Below are 14,207 nucleotides of genomic sequence, written 5' to 3'. Positions count from 1 at the left end.
AGACACGCGACGCCCCCGGCTCCCTCATTGCCGTTCCGGAAAGGAACTGGAGCCTCCTATGTCGCCGTACCTGCCTGATCACGACGACGGCGCCGCCGTCGCCGTACTGGACGACGAGCGCGAGCCGTCCGACGCCGAACTGACCGCCCTGGAAGCCGAGATGCCCGTGATCCTCGCGGGTGTCGAGCTGCTGGACGCGGAGATCATGACCCTTGACCGCGAGCCGTGCGAGCTGGACTTGCGGCGCCTGCGCCGGGCGCGGCGCCGCCTGCTCAACGCCCGCCGTGACCTCACGAACGTGCACGACGAACTTCCCTCCGGGGGTGCGGCGTGAGCACTCCGGACATCACCCGTACCGCTGAGACCGCCACTGGTATCGCCTTCCTGAACGGGAACTTGGACGTTGCAAGGGCGGACGTGAAGGCGGAGATCGCGCGGACGGACGGCAAGGTCTCGCTGTTGCTGGCGTTCGTCGGCGCCCTGCTCGCAGGGGTGTGGACGGTCGGCGCCGGTTGGCCCCTTCCCGCCGGCGCGGTGGGATTCGGGCTCGCCGGTGTGGGCTCGCTGGTCGCGGTGGCCGGTCTGCTGCTGTGGGCGGTCCGTCCCAACCTGGGCGGGCCCCGGCCGGTGGGCTTCCCCCTCTGGGCCACGCTGAGCGCGGCGCAGGTCCGCGCCGAACTCGCCGATGAGGACCGAGCCGAGCATGTGGCGGCACTGTCGCGGATCGCGGTGCGCAAGTACGTACTGCTGCGCCGCGCGGTGGACGGGACGTGCGTCGGCGGCGCACTGCTGGTGGTCGCCGCGCTGTGCGCGCTGGGGGGTGCGGCATGAGCGCCGCTCGCACTCTCCGGGACCAGCGCCCCGCGTTGGACGCGCTGACGCAAATCGCTGCGGCCCTCGGCCACCTGCCGCCCGCCGACTTCAACCTCAGCCCGATCACCCCGGGCGAGTTGACGATCTCTGTTCACGACAACCTCGACGGCTTCGAGCGGTGGCGGAGTGTCCTGGGCATCCCGGCCGGCGACATCGAGTACCAGCAGCGCCCCGGTAGCGGACACATGACGCTCAAGGCCACCACCGCGTTCGCCGGCGCGGCTGTCGAGTTGGTCGGTTTCGCCCCGGCGATGCCGGCTTCGGTGATCGGCGGTGCGGTATGAGCGCCCCGGTTGAGCTTCCGCCACTGTCGCGGGGCGAACGCGTCTTACTCGCCGGCGCGTCGGTGCTGGGTGTGGGTGTGGGCGGTGTGGGCCTGGCGCTGTCGTTCGACACGGTGACCGCGGCCGCCGCGCGGTGGGGGTTCGCCACGCCGCAGATGCTGCCGCTGGCCATCGACCTTGCCATTCCGACGTTCACCGCGGTGACGCTGCTGCTGATCCGTATGGGCATGGCGCTGGCGTGGGTACGGTTTGTGCCGTGGGCGTTGACGCTGGTGACGTGCTGGCTCAACATCGCCGCCGGTACGTCGCTGTCCGCGCGGGTGGCGCACGGGACGATGCCGCTGCTGTGGGTGGTGCTGTCGGAGGTCGCGGCGCACGTGTACGCGGTGCGGGTCGGTATCGCCACGGGCAAGCGGATGGAGAAGATCCGCAAGTCCCGGTGGCTGCTCGCCCCGATCACCACGTTCGCGTTGTGGCGGCGTATGACGCTGTGGGAGATCACCTCCTACAGCGATGCGCTGGCCCGTGAGCGTGACCGGCAGCTCGTCCGCGCGGACCTGCGCGCTGAGCACGGTCGGCGGTGGCGGTCGAAGACGGACAGCCGTACGCGGGTGCTGCTCAAGCTCGGGGAACTCGCCCCCACCACCACACCGGAACTTCCCACCCCGGAGGAACCGGCGGAGCCGGTGCAGACACCTTCCGAGTCGCCGACGGAGGCGCCGCAGCCCGCGCCGCGTAAGCGCCCTGCCAAGCCGCCGGCCAAGCGCCCGGCCCGCCGCAACCTTGACGACGTGTTGGCCGACGCCCGCACCGCCACCACAGGTTGGCCGGTCGGTGAGTTGACGGCTGACCGTATCCGGCAGGCCGTGAACTGCGGTGCCCAGCATGCCCGGACGGCGCGTGACGTGCTGCGCGCCGAGCGCGGCACGACCACCGAACCGGTCGGCGACGTTGAGGCGGTGGCCGCATGAACACGCTGCTTGCCGCGGTCGCGGCCGGTGTCGCGGTGGCGGCCGGATGGTCGGCCCATCTGGTGTGGCTGCGCGGCCGACTGACCGCCGCCCGCCGTGACCCGCTCACCGGGTTGTGGACCCGAGAAGCGTTCACCCGCCGCGCGGCCCGGCTGCTGCACGACCCGCGCGCGGTGGTGGTGCTCGCCGACGTGGACCACTTCAAGCAGGTCAACGACACCCACGGCCACGCCGCCGGTGACGCCCTGCTCGCCGCCACCGCCGCCCGCCTGGCCCACTACACCGGCCGTGCCGGGGTCGCCGGGCGGCTCGGGGGCGACGAGTTCGCCGCGGTGCTCATCGACCGCGACGGCACCGCCGCCGACCTGCTCGCCGTCCTCGGTGGCGTCCTGGCCCGCCCGGCCGACGGCATTGACCCGGCGGTGCACACCACGGTCTCGCTGGGGTGGGCCCGCGCCGCGGACTTCCCCGACGAGGGACTGCCGGAGCTGCTGCGGCGGGCGGATGAGGCGATGTACGCAGCCAAGCGCATCCCCGCGCGGGTGCGGCGGGCCGGTCTCGGCTCGCTGCTCGCCACGCTGGCCGGCCGACGCCCCGGCCGCCGCGGTACCGGACCGGGGGTGGCGGCGTGACGCGTCCGTTGCTGCTGGATCTGTTCTGCTGTGCTGGCGGCGCCGGTACCGGCTACCACCGGGCAGGGTTCGAGGTTCATGGGGTGGACATCACCGACCGGCCGAACTACCCCTTCCGCATGCACCGGGCGGACGCGCTCGAACACCTCGCCCACCTGATCGCGTCAGGTGGCGTCGCCCGGTACGCGATGGTGCACGCCTCCCCGCCCTGCCAGCACGGATGCGCGCTGACCGTGGGCACCAACCATTCCCGAGGATGGGGCGGGACCCACGCGGACCTTGTGGCACCGACCCGGGATCTGCTGGAGCAGACCGGCCTGCCGTACGTGATCGAACAGCCCAACGGCCGCGCGAAGATCCGCAAAGACCTCACGCTGTGCGGAGAGATGTTCGGCCTCGGGGTGATCCGGCACCGCAACTTCGAGTTGGGCGGCTGGACCACCCCACGCCCTGCCCATCTGCCGCATCGCGGCCGGGTGTCGGGGTGGCGGCACGGTGAGAAGCACACCGGCCCGTACGTCGCCGCGTACGGCTCCGGCGGCGGCAAACCCAGCGTGTCCGAACTCCAACAGGCCATGGGCATCACATGGACCAACGTCCGGAACGAGCTGACCGAGGCAATTCCGCCCGCATACACACACTGGATCGGCCGCGCGTTCCTGACCGCCCGCACCGACACCCTGCCCGACCTCGGAGCGGCGGCATGAGCCGCTTCTACGACCCGACCGGCGAGCGCTACGGAACTCCTACCTTCCCCTTCCGGCTCGCCCCCGACGGCTACGCCACCCGACGCCAACTGCGGGCCGACGGGCTACGGCCGGGCGGGCAACCGGTTGCCGCACAGCTCATGTGGCGCTCCCGGAAGACCCGCGGCGCGGTGCGGGTCGCCTACCTCTACCGCATTGACCGCGCCGTGCCGGTGCGGCCGTTGACGCCGGGCAAGCGGGCCTCACTCGCCGCGGCGATGCGCGCCCGGCGCACCTGCCCGGTCTGCCGGCTCGACGCCGGGTACGTCATCCCGATCTCGCTCGGCACGTGTGTGCCGTGCGCCTACCCCGAGGAACAGTGCATCGCCTGAACGACAGAAATCCGCGGGCCCGGCCGCTCACCGACCAAAGCGTCGGCCGGGCCCGCCTCACCTCCCGAAGGGAAGCAACAGCAGTGAACCACGAAGACGAAAACGAGTTCTTCGACCGCTTGGAGGCCGACCTGTCGGCCGACTACGGCGGGGATGTGGTCGACCTGGGCAAGGCGCGGTCCGCCCGCAAGTCACCCGACCCGTCGGGTACGCGGTCGGCCGACTCGGGAGCCGACACGGCGCCCGACTCCGCGTCCGACGCGTCGGGCGACTCCCGCCCGGACGCGTCGGGTGCGGGATCAGGTGACCCGTCGGTGCGGGTGATGGTCGACGCGTCGGGCCCCGCGCAGGGTCCGGGGTACCTGGGTCGGTTGCGGGCCGCGCGGCGGCGCGCGGTGGTCCCGGAGTGGCTGCGGTCGGTCGCGGAGTTGAAGGCGGCTTCGGCGTGGGTGGGCCGGCACTACGCGCACGCGGCGGGCTATCACGCGCTGCGGACCCCGGTCTACGCCGCCCGGTTGTCGTTCCAGGCTCCGGCCGGCGCGGCGAAGTTCGTCGGGGGCACGCTGCGGTGGATGGCCGACCGCGAGGGCGAGCCGGTCCGGCTTGCCGCGGTGCGCCGTGAGGACGCCGCCGAGTACCTGAAGCTGTCCCGGCAGCGCGACGGGCGGGTCAAGCTGCGCACGCTGACCGTGGTGCTGGCCTGCTTCGTCGGACTGGCCTCCGCCCTGGCCATGTACGTCCTCGCCCCCGGGTGGCTCCAAGCCGTCTCGGTCGGCACGGTCGTGATGGCGCTGGGCATGGCCGGCCGCAAGGCGGACGCCCCGGTCATCCACCGCGTGGTGGAACTGCCGAAGACGACCAAGCTCACCTCCGACATCGTGCTGCGCGCGCTGGGCGCGGTGGGGATTCCGGCGATCAACCAGGCGCAGGGCAAGGGCCGGGACGGGTTCGAGTTCACCGCCCCGATCACCCGCGACGGCCCGGGTTGGCGTGCGGAGGGCAACCTCCCGTACGGCGTCACGGTGACCGACATCATCGAGCGGCGCGAGCGTCTGGCGTCGGGTCTGCGCCGGCCGCTGGGCTGCGTGTGGCCGGAGGCGGTTCCGGACGAGCACACCGGGCACCTGGTGATGTGGGTCGGGGATCAGGACATGTCCCGGGCGAAGCAACCGGCGTGGCCGCTGGTCAAGTCCGGCAGCGTCGACCTGTTCAAGCCCGTTGCCTACGGCACCGACCAGCGCGGCCGGTGGGTGTCGGCCACGCTGATGTACATCGCCGGCGTCATCGGCGCCATCCCGCGCATGGGCAAGACGTTCCTTCTGCGGTTGCTGCTGCTCATCGCCGCTCTCGACCCGCGCGCGGAGCTGCACACCTACGACATGAAGGGCACCGGCGACCTCGACCCGGTCGGCAACGCCGTCTCCCACCGCCACACTGCCGGCGACGACGACGAATCGGTCCTGTACTGCCTGAACGACTTCCGCGCGCTGCGCGAGGAACTGCGCAGGCGTACCAAGGTGATCCGTTCCCTGCCGCGGGACATCTGCCCGGAATCCAAGGTCACCTCCCAGCTTGCGGACAAGCGTTCGTTGGGGCTGCACCCGATCGTGGTCGGCGTGGACGAATGCCAGGTCCTGTTCGAGCACCCCGAGCACGGCAAGGAGTTCGAGGAGATCGCCACCGACCTGGTCAAGCGCGGCCCGGCGACCGGGATCGTGCTGCTGCTGGCCACCCAGCGCCCGGACGCCAAAGCGCTGCCCACCGGGATCAGCGCGAACGCGTCGGCCCGCTGGTGCCTGAAGGTGATGGGCCAGTTGGAGAACGACATGGTCCTTGGCACGTCGGCGTACAAGCGCGGGGTGCGGGCGACCATGTTCGCCTGGGGTGACAAGGGCATCCACTACTTCGTGGGTGAGGGCTCGGACGCCCGGATCGTGCGGTCGGTCTACGTCGACGGCCGCGGCGCCGACGCCATCGCCGCCCGCGCCCGCCGCCTGCGCGAGCAGGCGGGGACCCTGTCCGGCTACGCGCTCGGTGAGGCCCCGGAGCCGGCCGCGGCCGGATACGACCTGCTCGCCGACATCCTCGCCGTGGTCCCGGCCTCCGAGGCCAAGGTGTGGTCCGAAACCGTGGTGGCCCGCCTGGCGGACCTGCGGCCGGAGACCTACGGCGGCTGGGAGCCGGACGCGCTGTCCGCGGCGCTCAAGCCGCACGGGATCAGCACCATCCAGGTCGGGCGCCGGGACGGCGGGAAGGTCGTCAACCGGCGCGGCATCGACCGCTCCCACATCACCACCGCGATTGCGGAGCGTGACGGAAAACGGGACGCGAGCTGACCCGTCGGGGCCGCTAACGCTAGCACCCGCCCCCGCTAACGTTAGCGGCCCCGCTAGCACCCCACACCACATCTGATCAGGTCGCTAGCGGATAGCGGCCCACCTGCGGAAACCCCAGGAAACCGCCCCGGAGGCACGTCGTGACCCCCATCGTCCTCGCTATCGCCTTCCTTCTCGCCGTCACTCTCGGTTACGCCGGTGTGTGTGCGGCCCAGCCGTTCGCCCGGTGCGGGAAGTGCCACGGCTTCGGCTTCGCCACCACCACCAACCGCCGCGGGAAGGTCCGCCGCGGCAAGACCTGCCGCCGCTGCCACGGACACGGCATCCGCATACGCCGCGGCCGGCACGCCTACAACCTCGCCCGCGGCATCCACCACGACGGCACCCGCTGACCACCGGAACGGAGCCCCCGCCCGTGATGCTGTCCGTCTCCGCCGTGCTGCTCTTCGGCACCGGCACGCTCTTCGCGATCCGCTCCAAGTCCACCAACTTCGGTGCCGCCCTGGTGGTGTTCCTGTTCGGCTTCTACGCCGCTACCACCGGCGTCGCCGAGCCCATCACCGAGATCGTCACCGCCACCGCACACGCCATCGGCAGCATGCGCGGCTGACCGAAGGAACGGAGGAACACCGCCCCATGAAGCCGCCCACCTACACCCCGCCCGGCACCACCACCCCGCTCGTACAGCGCCACTGGATCGCGACCGCCGCGCCCAAGACCGCCCCAGCCCTGGCCACCACGACCGTGCTCGCCCTCGCCCGCATCTGGAACGCCAACGGTGCTGAGCACAGCATCGGCGACGCCTCGGTCATGGGAGCACTCGCCATCGGCGCCGCGTTCGCCGGCAACGCCCTCGCCCGCGGCCAGAGCGGCGAACCGACCGCCGCCGCGATCGGCTTCACCGCCGCCGGCACCTTCGCCCTCGCCGGAGTCGCCGCCTACACCGACGGCCTACCCCTGCCCCTGCTGCTGTGGGGCATCGCGACCGTCCTCGGCTACGTGGCCGCGGCCCGCCACTGGCGCACCGACCACCGCGAGCACATCGCGTACGACCGGGCGACCGAGGCGCGGCGCGAGACCCAACACCACGTCGAAACCGTCGAACTCATCCGTGCCCGCGCGCAGGTCGAAACCGCCCTCGCCGGCGGGGAGTACACCGCCGCCCTCGCCGCGGCTCTCACCGCCCGCGCCGCTCTCCCCGGCTACGACCCCGCCACGCTCACCAAGTCCGGACTGCCGGAACTGACCACCGGCTCGGAAGGAACGTCGCTGTGACCACCACCCCGGAACCCCGCGTCGCCATGACGCACGCCGTCAGCACCGACGGCCCCAGCGCCTTGCGTTACGCCGGTCACCCCATGACCGCGATCGACGCTGCGGTCACCGTGCGCGCGGCCCGCCGCAACCGGCACCAGATGTTCGACGCCGTGCACGTCTACGCCACCACCGACCGCACCGGCGCTCCGCTGATCGTCGCCTACGTCCATTACCGCACGGGGTTCTGGTACGCGAACGACTACTTCGACGTCTACGAGATCCCCACCGACGCGCTGACTGACCTGTAGGTCCCCCGGGGTGGCCGCCCGATCTCGCCAAAGACACGCGGCCACCCCGGTTCCCTCGCCGTTCCCGAAGGAACAGGAGTACCCCCAGCATGACGCAACAGACCCGCGGTGCGCTGCTGCGTACCGCTCTCGAACTGGCATCGGTCGGTGTGCCCGTACTGCCGCTGCGACAGGGCAAGGTGCCGTTCGGCAACTGCCGGGCCTGCGCCGGCGGCGCCTGCGGTGGACGCCCGAACATGAAGACCGCCGGGCCCTGCCAGTGCCCGTACGTCTGCCACGCGTGGGCCGCCGCCACGGTCAACCTCGCTGTGATCTCCTCCCCGCTGTGGAAGGCAGCATGGCGCGAGGCTGTGGCGCTCGCCTACCACCCGGGCGGTGCCGGGGTGACCGTGGTCGACCTCGACAGCGCGGCCGCTGTCGAGTGGGCGCGCGAGCACCTGCCCGCCACCCGCACCGTGCCGACGACGCGCGGACAGCACTGGATCTACCGCGGCGCCATGCGGTCGTCCAACGCGGTCCGGCCCGGCGTCGACATCAAGTCCGAGATGGCGTACGCCCGGTGGCTCGGGCCCGGCGACGGCCGCATGACCGACCTGCCGCCGGCCGTCCGCGCGCTGGCGGTGAGGGAAGACACCACCCCCGCCGCCCGGGGGGTGGTGTCTTCCTCCCCCGGAGCGACGTGGAACCTGGACGTCGCCACCGGGTGCCGCCACACCGCGGCTTACGTCCGCACCGGCCTCGACCGTGGCCTTGACCGCGTACGCGCGCACCGTGAATCGGGTGCGACGTCGCAGGCGTTCGGCGCGGCGCGGTTCCTCGCCGCGCAGCACGCGCAGTGCCCCGGGCCCTGCGGTCTGGACGCCATCGGTGACGAGATCGTGGCCGCCGCCGTGTCCGTGGGCGTTCCCGAGCGGTACGCCCGCCGCGCGGTCGCCAACGGCCTACGGACGGCCCCGGAGCGCATCTCGTGAACAAAGCATCCCGTACTACCACGAACGACCCACAGGACGCCGTACAGCGCCCGCCACGGCGGATCGTGGGCGCGCCGAAGGTCGTCGCCCGGAGGGCGCCCTTCCTGCTCTTGCGCTCTGACCCGCTGCCGACCGCCGAGGCCAGGCAAGGAGGTGGCACGTCATGACCACAACGCCCGACGCCGACATGTGGGCCGCGTTCCCGGCTGAGGACACCGCCCCGACCGTGCTGCCGTGGGACGCCCCGGTGCCGCTCAAGCGGCGGCGCGAGTTGCCCCCGTTCCCTGTCGACGCCTTCCCGGGTTGGTTGCGGGACTTCACCGGCGCCCTCGCCGAGGAGACACAGACGCCGGTCGACCTCGCCGGGTGCGTGGCCCTCGCCGTATTGGCCACGTGCGCCGGCGGGCGCGCCGTCGTCCATGTGCGCGGTCGATGGCGCGAGCCCACCAACCTCTTCACGGTGTGTGCCCTGCCGCCCGGCAACCGCAAGTCCGCGGTGTTCGCCGCCATGACCGACCCTCTGTACGACGCCGAGAAGCTGCTGAAGGAACGCGCCCTGCCCGCCATCATCGAGGCCGGTCTGACCGCCAAACTCGCCCGCGAGGCCGCCGACAAGGCGGCGCACAAGGCGTCTTCGGCTTCCGGTGACGGGCGGGACGCGCTGATCGCGGAAGCGGTCGGCATGGCACAGCAGGCCGAAGGGCTCACCGTGCCGCCCGAGCCGCAGTTGCTCGCCGACGACGCCACCCCGGAAACCATCACCTCGCTCATGGCCGACCAGGGCGGGCGCATCGCGGTCATGTCGGCGGAAGGCGAGATCTTCGACATCATCGCCGGCCGCTACTCCGGCGCCCCGAACATGGGCCCGTTCCTCAAGGGCCACGCCGGAGACCGTCTGCGGGTGGACCGGCAGACCCGCAAGGAATACGTCGACCACCCCGCGCTCACCATGGGCCTGTCCGTCCAACCCGCCGTCCTCGACGGCATGGCCAAGATCAAGGGAGCCAAGGGCCGCGGTCTGCTGGGACGTTTCCTGTACTCCCTGCCGGAATCCCTGCTCGGTCGCCGCAAGACCCTGCCCGAGCCGGTACCGGAAGCCGTCGCCGAAACCTACGGGCACAACGTCGTCGCGCTCACACTCGCCCTCGCGGACTGGACCGACCCCGCCGTCATCCAGCTCACGCCCGAGGCGGACACCGCCTTGCAGCGCTTCCAGGAGCGCACCGAACCCAAACTCGCCGCCCACGGCGGATCGTTGGGCCACGTCTCCGACTGGGCATCCAAGCTCCCCGGCGCCGCCGCCCGTATCGCCGGCCTGCTGCACCTTGCCGAACACCTCGACGGCGGCCACGCCCACCCGGTCACGGCGGACACCATGCGGGCCGCGCTCGACCTCGCCGACTACTTCGCCGGCCACGCCCTCGCCGTGTTCGACCGCATGGGCGCCAACGACACCGCCGAACGCGCCCGCGCCGTCCTTGACGTGCTCCGGGCCAACCAGTGGTCCGAGATCAGCAAGCGCGACGTGTTCGCCAAGGTCAGCCGCTCCGAGTTTCCCACCGTCGCCGAACTCGACAGCGCCCTGAACCTCCTGGAAGACCACGGATACGTGCGCGCCCTGCCCGTTCTGCGGACCGGCACCCGCGGCCGTCCGCCCTCGCCCCGCTACCTCATCCACCCCGACGTGAGCACCCCCGACGCCTGACCCGCGCCGCAGAAACCGCACTATCCGCAGAAACCCCCTGGCGTACTGCTGACCTGCGGGAACACTCCCCACCCCGCCGGACCGCAGAAACCTGCGGAACCACCGCACAAATGCCGACCCGCCCAACCGGCCGCCCATTTCTGCGGCACCTCTGCGGGTTTCTGCGGCAAGCCATCCCATCGACCGTTCCCGCAGGTCACGGACCGTCTCCGGGCTTTCTGCGGATACCGCGGTTTCTGCGGCGCCCACCCCACGAGGAGAACCGTGCCAGCCCAACACACGGACCCCCGGGCAACGCTTCGTTCGGGCCTGCCCGACCGCTACCTCACCCCCGACGACCTGTCCGCCCTGCTCTCCGTTCCCGTCGAAACGCTCTACCAGTGGCGCAAGAAGCGCACCGGGCCGCCCGGATTCCGCGTCGGCAAGCACATCCGCTACGACCCGCGCGCAGTCCACACCTGGATCAGCGAGCAGAGCACCGCCGCCTGATCGCGCCCCCTTCTCCCTCGCGGCCGGCGGCGGACCTACCCGCCGCCGGCCGCCCGCCCTTGCCCGAAAGGCAGCACATGGCAGGCCACATCCAAGACCGCTGGTACAAGACCGAAGAAGACGCCAACGGCAAGACCATCCGCGTCAAGACCGACCGCTACGGCAAGGGGCTCCGTTACCGGGCCCGCTACGTCGGCCCCGACGGGACCGAGAAGTCCAAGAGCTTCCCCGACCGGCAAAAGCGCCTTGCTGAGGCGTGGTTGGCGAAGATTCAAACGGACATGGAAGGCGGGCAGTACGTCGACCCGAAGACCGCCCGCACCACCTTCCAGCAGTACGCCGAACGCTGGGCGACGACCGCCGCGAACGACATCACCGGACGTGACGCCATCGAACGGCACCTTCGACTGCACGTGTACCCGCTGATCGGGTCCCGGCCGATGACGGCCTTCCAACCCGCGCATGTCCGTGACTTCCTGGAAGAGCTGAAGGGTTCTGCGCCGACCGAGTCGTACCGGCGCCTCATCTTCGGCACCGTGTCGGCGGTGTTCGGCGCGGCCGTCGATGACCTGCTGATCGCCCGCAATCCCTGCGAAGCCAAGTCGGTCAGGGCTCCGCAGTCCAGCCCAACGAGGGTCACTCCCTGGCTCGCCGAGCAGGTGTTCGCCGTGCGTGGCGCCCTGCCCGCGCGATTCCGGGCGATGGTGGACGTGGGCGGTGGGTGCGGACTGCGGCAGGGCGAGATATTCGGCCTGTCCGTCGATGAAGTGGACTTCGACAACGAGTGGGTGGCCCTACGGCACCAGGTGAAGCGCGTCCGCGGCGCCCTGGTCTTCGCTCCGCCGAAGCGCGGAAAGTTGCGTGACGTGCCGCTCCCCGGTTCCGTCGCAGCGTCTCTGCGCTCTCACGCGAAGCAATTCCCCCCGGCCCGCATCACGTTGCCGTGGAAGTTGCCCACCGGGCCAGCCGTGACGAAAGAGCTGTACTTCACGGGCAACACCAACGACACCGTGCGGGCGAGCTACTTCGACGACTTCATGTGGAAGCCCGCCCTCGCCGTCGCCGGCCTGATCAAGCAGCCTCCCCGCGGCCAGCGCTACCCGGCCGCCCGCGAACACGGCATGCATGCCCTACGCCACTTCTACGCCTCGGTCCTCCTCGACGCCGGCGAGACCATCAAGGCACTGAGCACCTACCTTGGCCACAGCGACCCCGGCTTCACCCTGCGCGTGTACACGCACCTGCTCCCGAGCAGCGAGGGCCGGACCAGGAAAGCGGTCGAGAGCGTCTACCTGGCGGCTGGCTCACCCACTTCATGATTTCAGGACTCCTTGAGCCCGTGCTCGGCCGCCTGCTCGGGTGTGTAGAGGTAGAGGCTCTCGCGCAGCGCATCGGCGAATGCTTCGAACTCTTCGCCGTTACGTGGCTGGCCAGGCGGAGGGAAAGGCAGGTCACTGGAGCGGCGCGGCCATATTCGGGCGACGGAGAGATGGAATTCGGGGGCGTGCTGGATGACGACGTCGACGGCCGGGAAGTAGACGTAGATGCATAGGTGGCCGATCTTCATGGGGCAGTAGAAGCCGACCGGCTGGGGAGTGTCGGGAGTGGACTCAACCGTAAGGTCCATCCTTACGGTGTGACAGGTGACAGTGGGGTTGCGTTCGGGGCAGGAACCGAGCCAAACGCGCGTTCCACCAGGGATCGCTCGGTGAGTGCGCATTCTCCGGAGCTGATGGGACGGCAGAAGGGTCTCCTGCTGGACCTGATCAGCCATCATCGCTGTCTTTGTGGCCCATAGCGCGATCTGACGTTGCTGCCGGAGAGAGATGAAAGTGAGGTCCTGTCGGATTATCAGTGGTTCGAAGACGACCTTGGACGATTTTTCGAGCTTTGACATCCAGCCGTTGTTACACGGGGCGCACACCTTCTTGACCGTGAAGTCGAGGCCCACGCTCTCTCTGGTCACATCGTAGGCACCCACCCCATAGCGGGATTGCTCGATCTGCTGTCGCCCCGGCGGAAGATACTGGTTCAACCACTGGGGGAAGACGTGTTCCCTGGTGACGGGAGAACCGCCACAGAAGACGCAGGACATCGCCAAATCGTAGCGGAGGGCTGCGGCGGGATTCGGCACACCAGGACTCCCAACGTCATGGCGCCTGCCCGGCCTGTGGAGGAGCACGGCCCACAGACGGCCCCACAGCCCGGCGGCGGCCACGACCGGCCCAAATGAGCTGGTCAGAGCCCCTGGTTCCAGCCTGCCGCAACTTCATCTACTTCTTCCCGATCTACACGGGCATGACGATCCCCTACCACTCCTGGCAGGCCCGGATGTGGCTGGACTCGTGGATCTGACCGGAGCCCGGTACGCGGATGTCCTCAGGTCCTGAAGACCTCAGCAGGACCTGAGGACTTCAGGACATGAGGACCTGGGGACCTGAGGACCTGGGGACCTGGGGACCTGGGGACCTGAGGACCTGAGGTCTTCAGGAGGTGCGCGGCCTGCCTCGCCTCACTCAGCCGCCAACGCGTCCGTGAAACCCGAATTGCTGTTCAGAATCCCGCCGTCCACCGGCAAGGTGACCCCGGTGATCCAGGCGGCGTCCCGCGACGCCAGGAACGCGACGGCCGCCGCGATGTCGGTGGGCTCACCGATCCGCCCCAGCGGATACGACCCGGCGGCCTTCGTGAGGATCTCCTCGCGGCCGGCCCACGCCGGGGTGCGGATCGTGCCGGGCGCCACGAGGTTGACCCGGACCCCGTCCGGCGCCGCGTGCACCGCGAGGGTGCGGGTGAGCGAGACCAGGCCCGCCTTGGCCGCGCTGTAGGAGTGGTTGCCGAAGTACGACAACCCGTTGACCGAACCGATGTTGACGATCGCGCCACGTCGGCGCGGTGCGTTCATCAGGTGGGGAAGAGCGGCGCGCGAACATCTCATCGCACCGCTGAGGGTGACATCCAGGTCGCGCTGCCACTCCTCGTCACTCTCCAGGGTGAAGTCCTCATGGTGCTCGCCGCAGGAGTAGGCGTTGTTGACCAGCACGTCCAGCGTGCCGAACACGTCCACCGCGCGGGTGATCGCCGCGTCCACCGACGCCCGTTCCGCCACATCGCAGCGCACCGCCTCCGCCCGTCCGCCGTCCGCCCGGATCGCGGCGGCCGTACGCGAAGCCGCCACCCCGTCCAGATCGGCGATCAGCACCCCCGCGCCCTCGGCGGCGAACCTGCGCGCCGTCGCCTCACCGATCCCACGGGCCGCCCCCGTCACCACCACGCCGTAGCCGTCGAAGCGTTCAGTCATCC

At 70.7% G+C, this 14,207-nt stretch carries 19 protein-coding genes; 17 read left to right on the top strand and 2 right to left on the bottom strand.

Translation table 11 applies throughout. The features are described from left to right. The first annotated feature begins 58 nt into the window (after positions 1–58). The 16 genes from OG896_RS23950 (at position 59) to OG896_RS23875 (ending at position 12,223) form a co-directional block, all read left to right on the top strand. On the top strand, positions 59–334 hold the full coding sequence (locus OG896_RS23950) for a DUF6284 family protein (protein ID WP_329368528.1): 276 nt from the start codon (positions 59–61) through the stop codon (positions 332–334). Between the two features lie 83 nt (positions 335–417). Further along, positions 418–831, top strand: coding sequence for a Pycsar system effector family protein (locus OG896_RS23945; protein WP_329368526.1), 414 nt, complete (start codon positions 418–420; stop codon positions 829–831). Further along, the gene (locus tag OG896_RS23940; protein WP_329368524.1) at positions 828–1,157 is read left to right on the top strand and encodes a hypothetical protein; all 330 of its coding nucleotides are present in this window, start codon (positions 828–830) and stop codon (positions 1,155–1,157) included. Before OG896_RS23945 ends, OG896_RS23940 begins: the two co-directional genes overlap by 4 nt. Further along, positions 1,154–2,128: a DUF2637 domain-containing protein gene (locus OG896_RS23935; RefSeq protein WP_329368521.1), complete on the top strand. Its 975-nt coding sequence runs from the start codon at positions 1,154–1,156 to the stop codon at positions 2,126–2,128. Before OG896_RS23940 ends, OG896_RS23935 begins: the two co-directional genes overlap by 4 nt. Next, positions 2,125–2,760 (top strand): GGDEF domain-containing protein, encoded by a 636-nt coding sequence (locus tag OG896_RS23930; RefSeq protein ID WP_329368519.1) that lies wholly within the window; start codon positions 2,125–2,127, stop codon positions 2,758–2,760. Before OG896_RS23935 ends, OG896_RS23930 begins: the two co-directional genes overlap by 4 nt. Beyond that, positions 2,757–3,467, top strand: coding sequence for a DNA methylase (locus tag OG896_RS23925; RefSeq protein ID WP_329368518.1), 711 nt, complete (start codon positions 2,757–2,759; stop codon positions 3,465–3,467). Before OG896_RS23930 ends, OG896_RS23925 begins: the two co-directional genes overlap by 4 nt. Then, positions 3,464–3,838, top strand: coding sequence for an RRQRL motif-containing zinc-binding protein (locus tag OG896_RS23920; RefSeq protein ID WP_329368516.1), 375 nt, complete (start codon positions 3,464–3,466; stop codon positions 3,836–3,838). Before OG896_RS23925 ends, OG896_RS23920 begins: the two co-directional genes overlap by 4 nt. An 83-nt stretch (positions 3,839–3,921) precedes the next feature. Further along, complete coding sequence (locus tag OG896_RS23915; RefSeq protein ID WP_329368514.1) at positions 3,922–6,174, top strand: cell division protein FtsK; 2,253 nt, start codon at positions 3,922–3,924, stop codon at positions 6,172–6,174. Positions 6,175–6,314: 140 nt separating this feature from the next. Next, positions 6,315–6,566, top strand: a complete 252-nt coding sequence (locus tag OG896_RS23910; protein WP_329368513.1) for a hypothetical protein — start codon at positions 6,315–6,317, stop codon at positions 6,564–6,566. 26 nt (positions 6,567–6,592) lie between these two features. Continuing rightward, on the top strand, positions 6,593–6,784 hold the full coding sequence (locus tag OG896_RS23905; protein ID WP_329374232.1) for a hypothetical protein: 192 nt from the start codon (positions 6,593–6,595) through the stop codon (positions 6,782–6,784). A gap of 26 nt (positions 6,785–6,810) precedes the next feature. Then, complete coding sequence (locus tag OG896_RS23900) at positions 6,811–7,449, top strand: hypothetical protein (protein ID WP_329368512.1); 639 nt, start codon at positions 6,811–6,813, stop codon at positions 7,447–7,449. Further along, the gene (locus tag OG896_RS23895) at positions 7,446–7,739 is read left to right on the top strand and encodes a hypothetical protein (protein WP_329368510.1); all 294 of its coding nucleotides are present in this window, start codon (positions 7,446–7,448) and stop codon (positions 7,737–7,739) included. Before OG896_RS23900 ends, OG896_RS23895 begins: the two co-directional genes overlap by 4 nt. 89 nt (positions 7,740–7,828) lie before the next feature. Then, complete coding sequence (locus OG896_RS23890; RefSeq protein WP_329368507.1) at positions 7,829–8,710, top strand: bifunctional DNA primase/polymerase; 882 nt, start codon at positions 7,829–7,831, stop codon at positions 8,708–8,710. 163 nt (positions 8,711–8,873) lie between these two features. Then, a complete protein-coding gene (locus OG896_RS23885) occupies positions 8,874–10,415 on the top strand; it encodes a YfjI family protein (protein ID WP_329368506.1) in 1,542 nt (513 codons plus the stop codon). A 264-nt stretch (positions 10,416–10,679) separates the two neighbouring features. Further along, complete coding sequence (locus tag OG896_RS23880; protein ID WP_329368505.1) at positions 10,680–10,904, top strand: helix-turn-helix domain-containing protein; 225 nt, start codon at positions 10,680–10,682, stop codon at positions 10,902–10,904. A 77-nt stretch (positions 10,905–10,981) separates the two neighbouring features. Further along, entirely contained in the window at positions 10,982–12,223 is a 1,242-nt protein-coding gene (locus tag OG896_RS23875; protein WP_329368503.1) for a tyrosine-type recombinase/integrase, read from the top strand. A 2-nt stretch (positions 12,224–12,225) separates the two neighbouring features. Here OG896_RS23875 and OG896_RS23870 read toward each other — a convergent pair whose 3' ends face one another. After that, complete coding sequence (locus OG896_RS23870) at positions 12,226–12,999, bottom strand: hypothetical protein (protein ID WP_329368501.1); 774 nt, start codon at positions 12,997–12,999, stop codon at positions 12,226–12,228. Positions 13,000–13,133: 134 nt separating this feature from the next. Here OG896_RS23870 and OG896_RS23865 point away from each other — a divergent pair, with 134 nt between their 5' ends. After that, on the top strand, positions 13,134–13,259 hold the full coding sequence (locus OG896_RS23865; protein ID WP_329368499.1) for a hypothetical protein: 126 nt from the start codon (positions 13,134–13,136) through the stop codon (positions 13,257–13,259). A gap of 157 nt (positions 13,260–13,416) precedes the next feature. On the opposite strand, the gene OG896_RS23860 is transcribed toward OG896_RS23865, so the two are convergent. Next, entirely contained in the window at positions 13,417–14,205 is a 789-nt protein-coding gene (locus tag OG896_RS23860; protein ID WP_329368497.1) for an SDR family NAD(P)-dependent oxidoreductase, read from the bottom strand. Positions 14,206–14,207 lie beyond the last annotated feature (2 nt).

Origin of the sequence: Streptomyces sp. NBC_00669 (assembly GCF_036226785.1) — a bacterium.
In the GTDB taxonomy this organism is placed as follows: Bacteria; Actinomycetota; Actinomycetes; order Streptomycetales; family Streptomycetaceae; genus Actinacidiphila.
This window is presented reverse-complemented; position numbering and strand designations above follow the sequence as displayed.

Coding starts and splice junctions, on each gene's coding strand:
- OG896_RS23950 (WP_329368528.1), top strand. CDS start 59: ATGTCGCCGTACCTGCCTGATCACGACGACGGCGCCGCCGTCGCCGTA.
- OG896_RS23940 (WP_329368524.1), top strand. CDS start 828: ATGAGCGCCGCTCGCACTCTCCGGGACCAGCGCCCCGCGTTGGACGCG.
- OG896_RS23935 (WP_329368521.1), top strand. CDS start 1,154: ATGAGCGCCCCGGTTGAGCTTCCGCCACTGTCGCGGGGCGAACGCGTC.
- OG896_RS23930 (WP_329368519.1), top strand. CDS start 2,125: ATGAACACGCTGCTTGCCGCGGTCGCGGCCGGTGTCGCGGTGGCGGCC.
- OG896_RS23920 (WP_329368516.1), top strand. CDS start 3,464: ATGAGCCGCTTCTACGACCCGACCGGCGAGCGCTACGGAACTCCTACC.
- OG896_RS23905 (WP_329374232.1), top strand. CDS start 6,593: ATGCTGTCCGTCTCCGCCGTGCTGCTCTTCGGCACCGGCACGCTCTTC.
- OG896_RS23900 (WP_329368512.1), top strand. CDS start 6,811: ATGAAGCCGCCCACCTACACCCCGCCCGGCACCACCACCCCGCTCGTA.
- OG896_RS23890 (WP_329368507.1), top strand. CDS start 7,829: ATGACGCAACAGACCCGCGGTGCGCTGCTGCGTACCGCTCTCGAACTG.
- OG896_RS23885 (WP_329368506.1), top strand. CDS start 8,874: ATGACCACAACGCCCGACGCCGACATGTGGGCCGCGTTCCCGGCTGAG.
- OG896_RS23875 (WP_329368503.1), top strand. CDS start 10,982: ATGGCAGGCCACATCCAAGACCGCTGGTACAAGACCGAAGAAGACGCC.
- OG896_RS23870 (WP_329368501.1), bottom strand. CDS start 12,999: ATGTCCTGCGTCTTCTGTGGCGGTTCTCCCGTCACCAGGGAACACGTC.
- OG896_RS23865 (WP_329368499.1), top strand. CDS start 13,134: ATGAGCTGGTCAGAGCCCCTGGTTCCAGCCTGCCGCAACTTCATCTAC.
- OG896_RS23860 (WP_329368497.1), bottom strand. CDS start 14,205: ATGACTGAACGCTTCGACGGCTACGGCGTGGTGGTGACGGGGGCGGCC.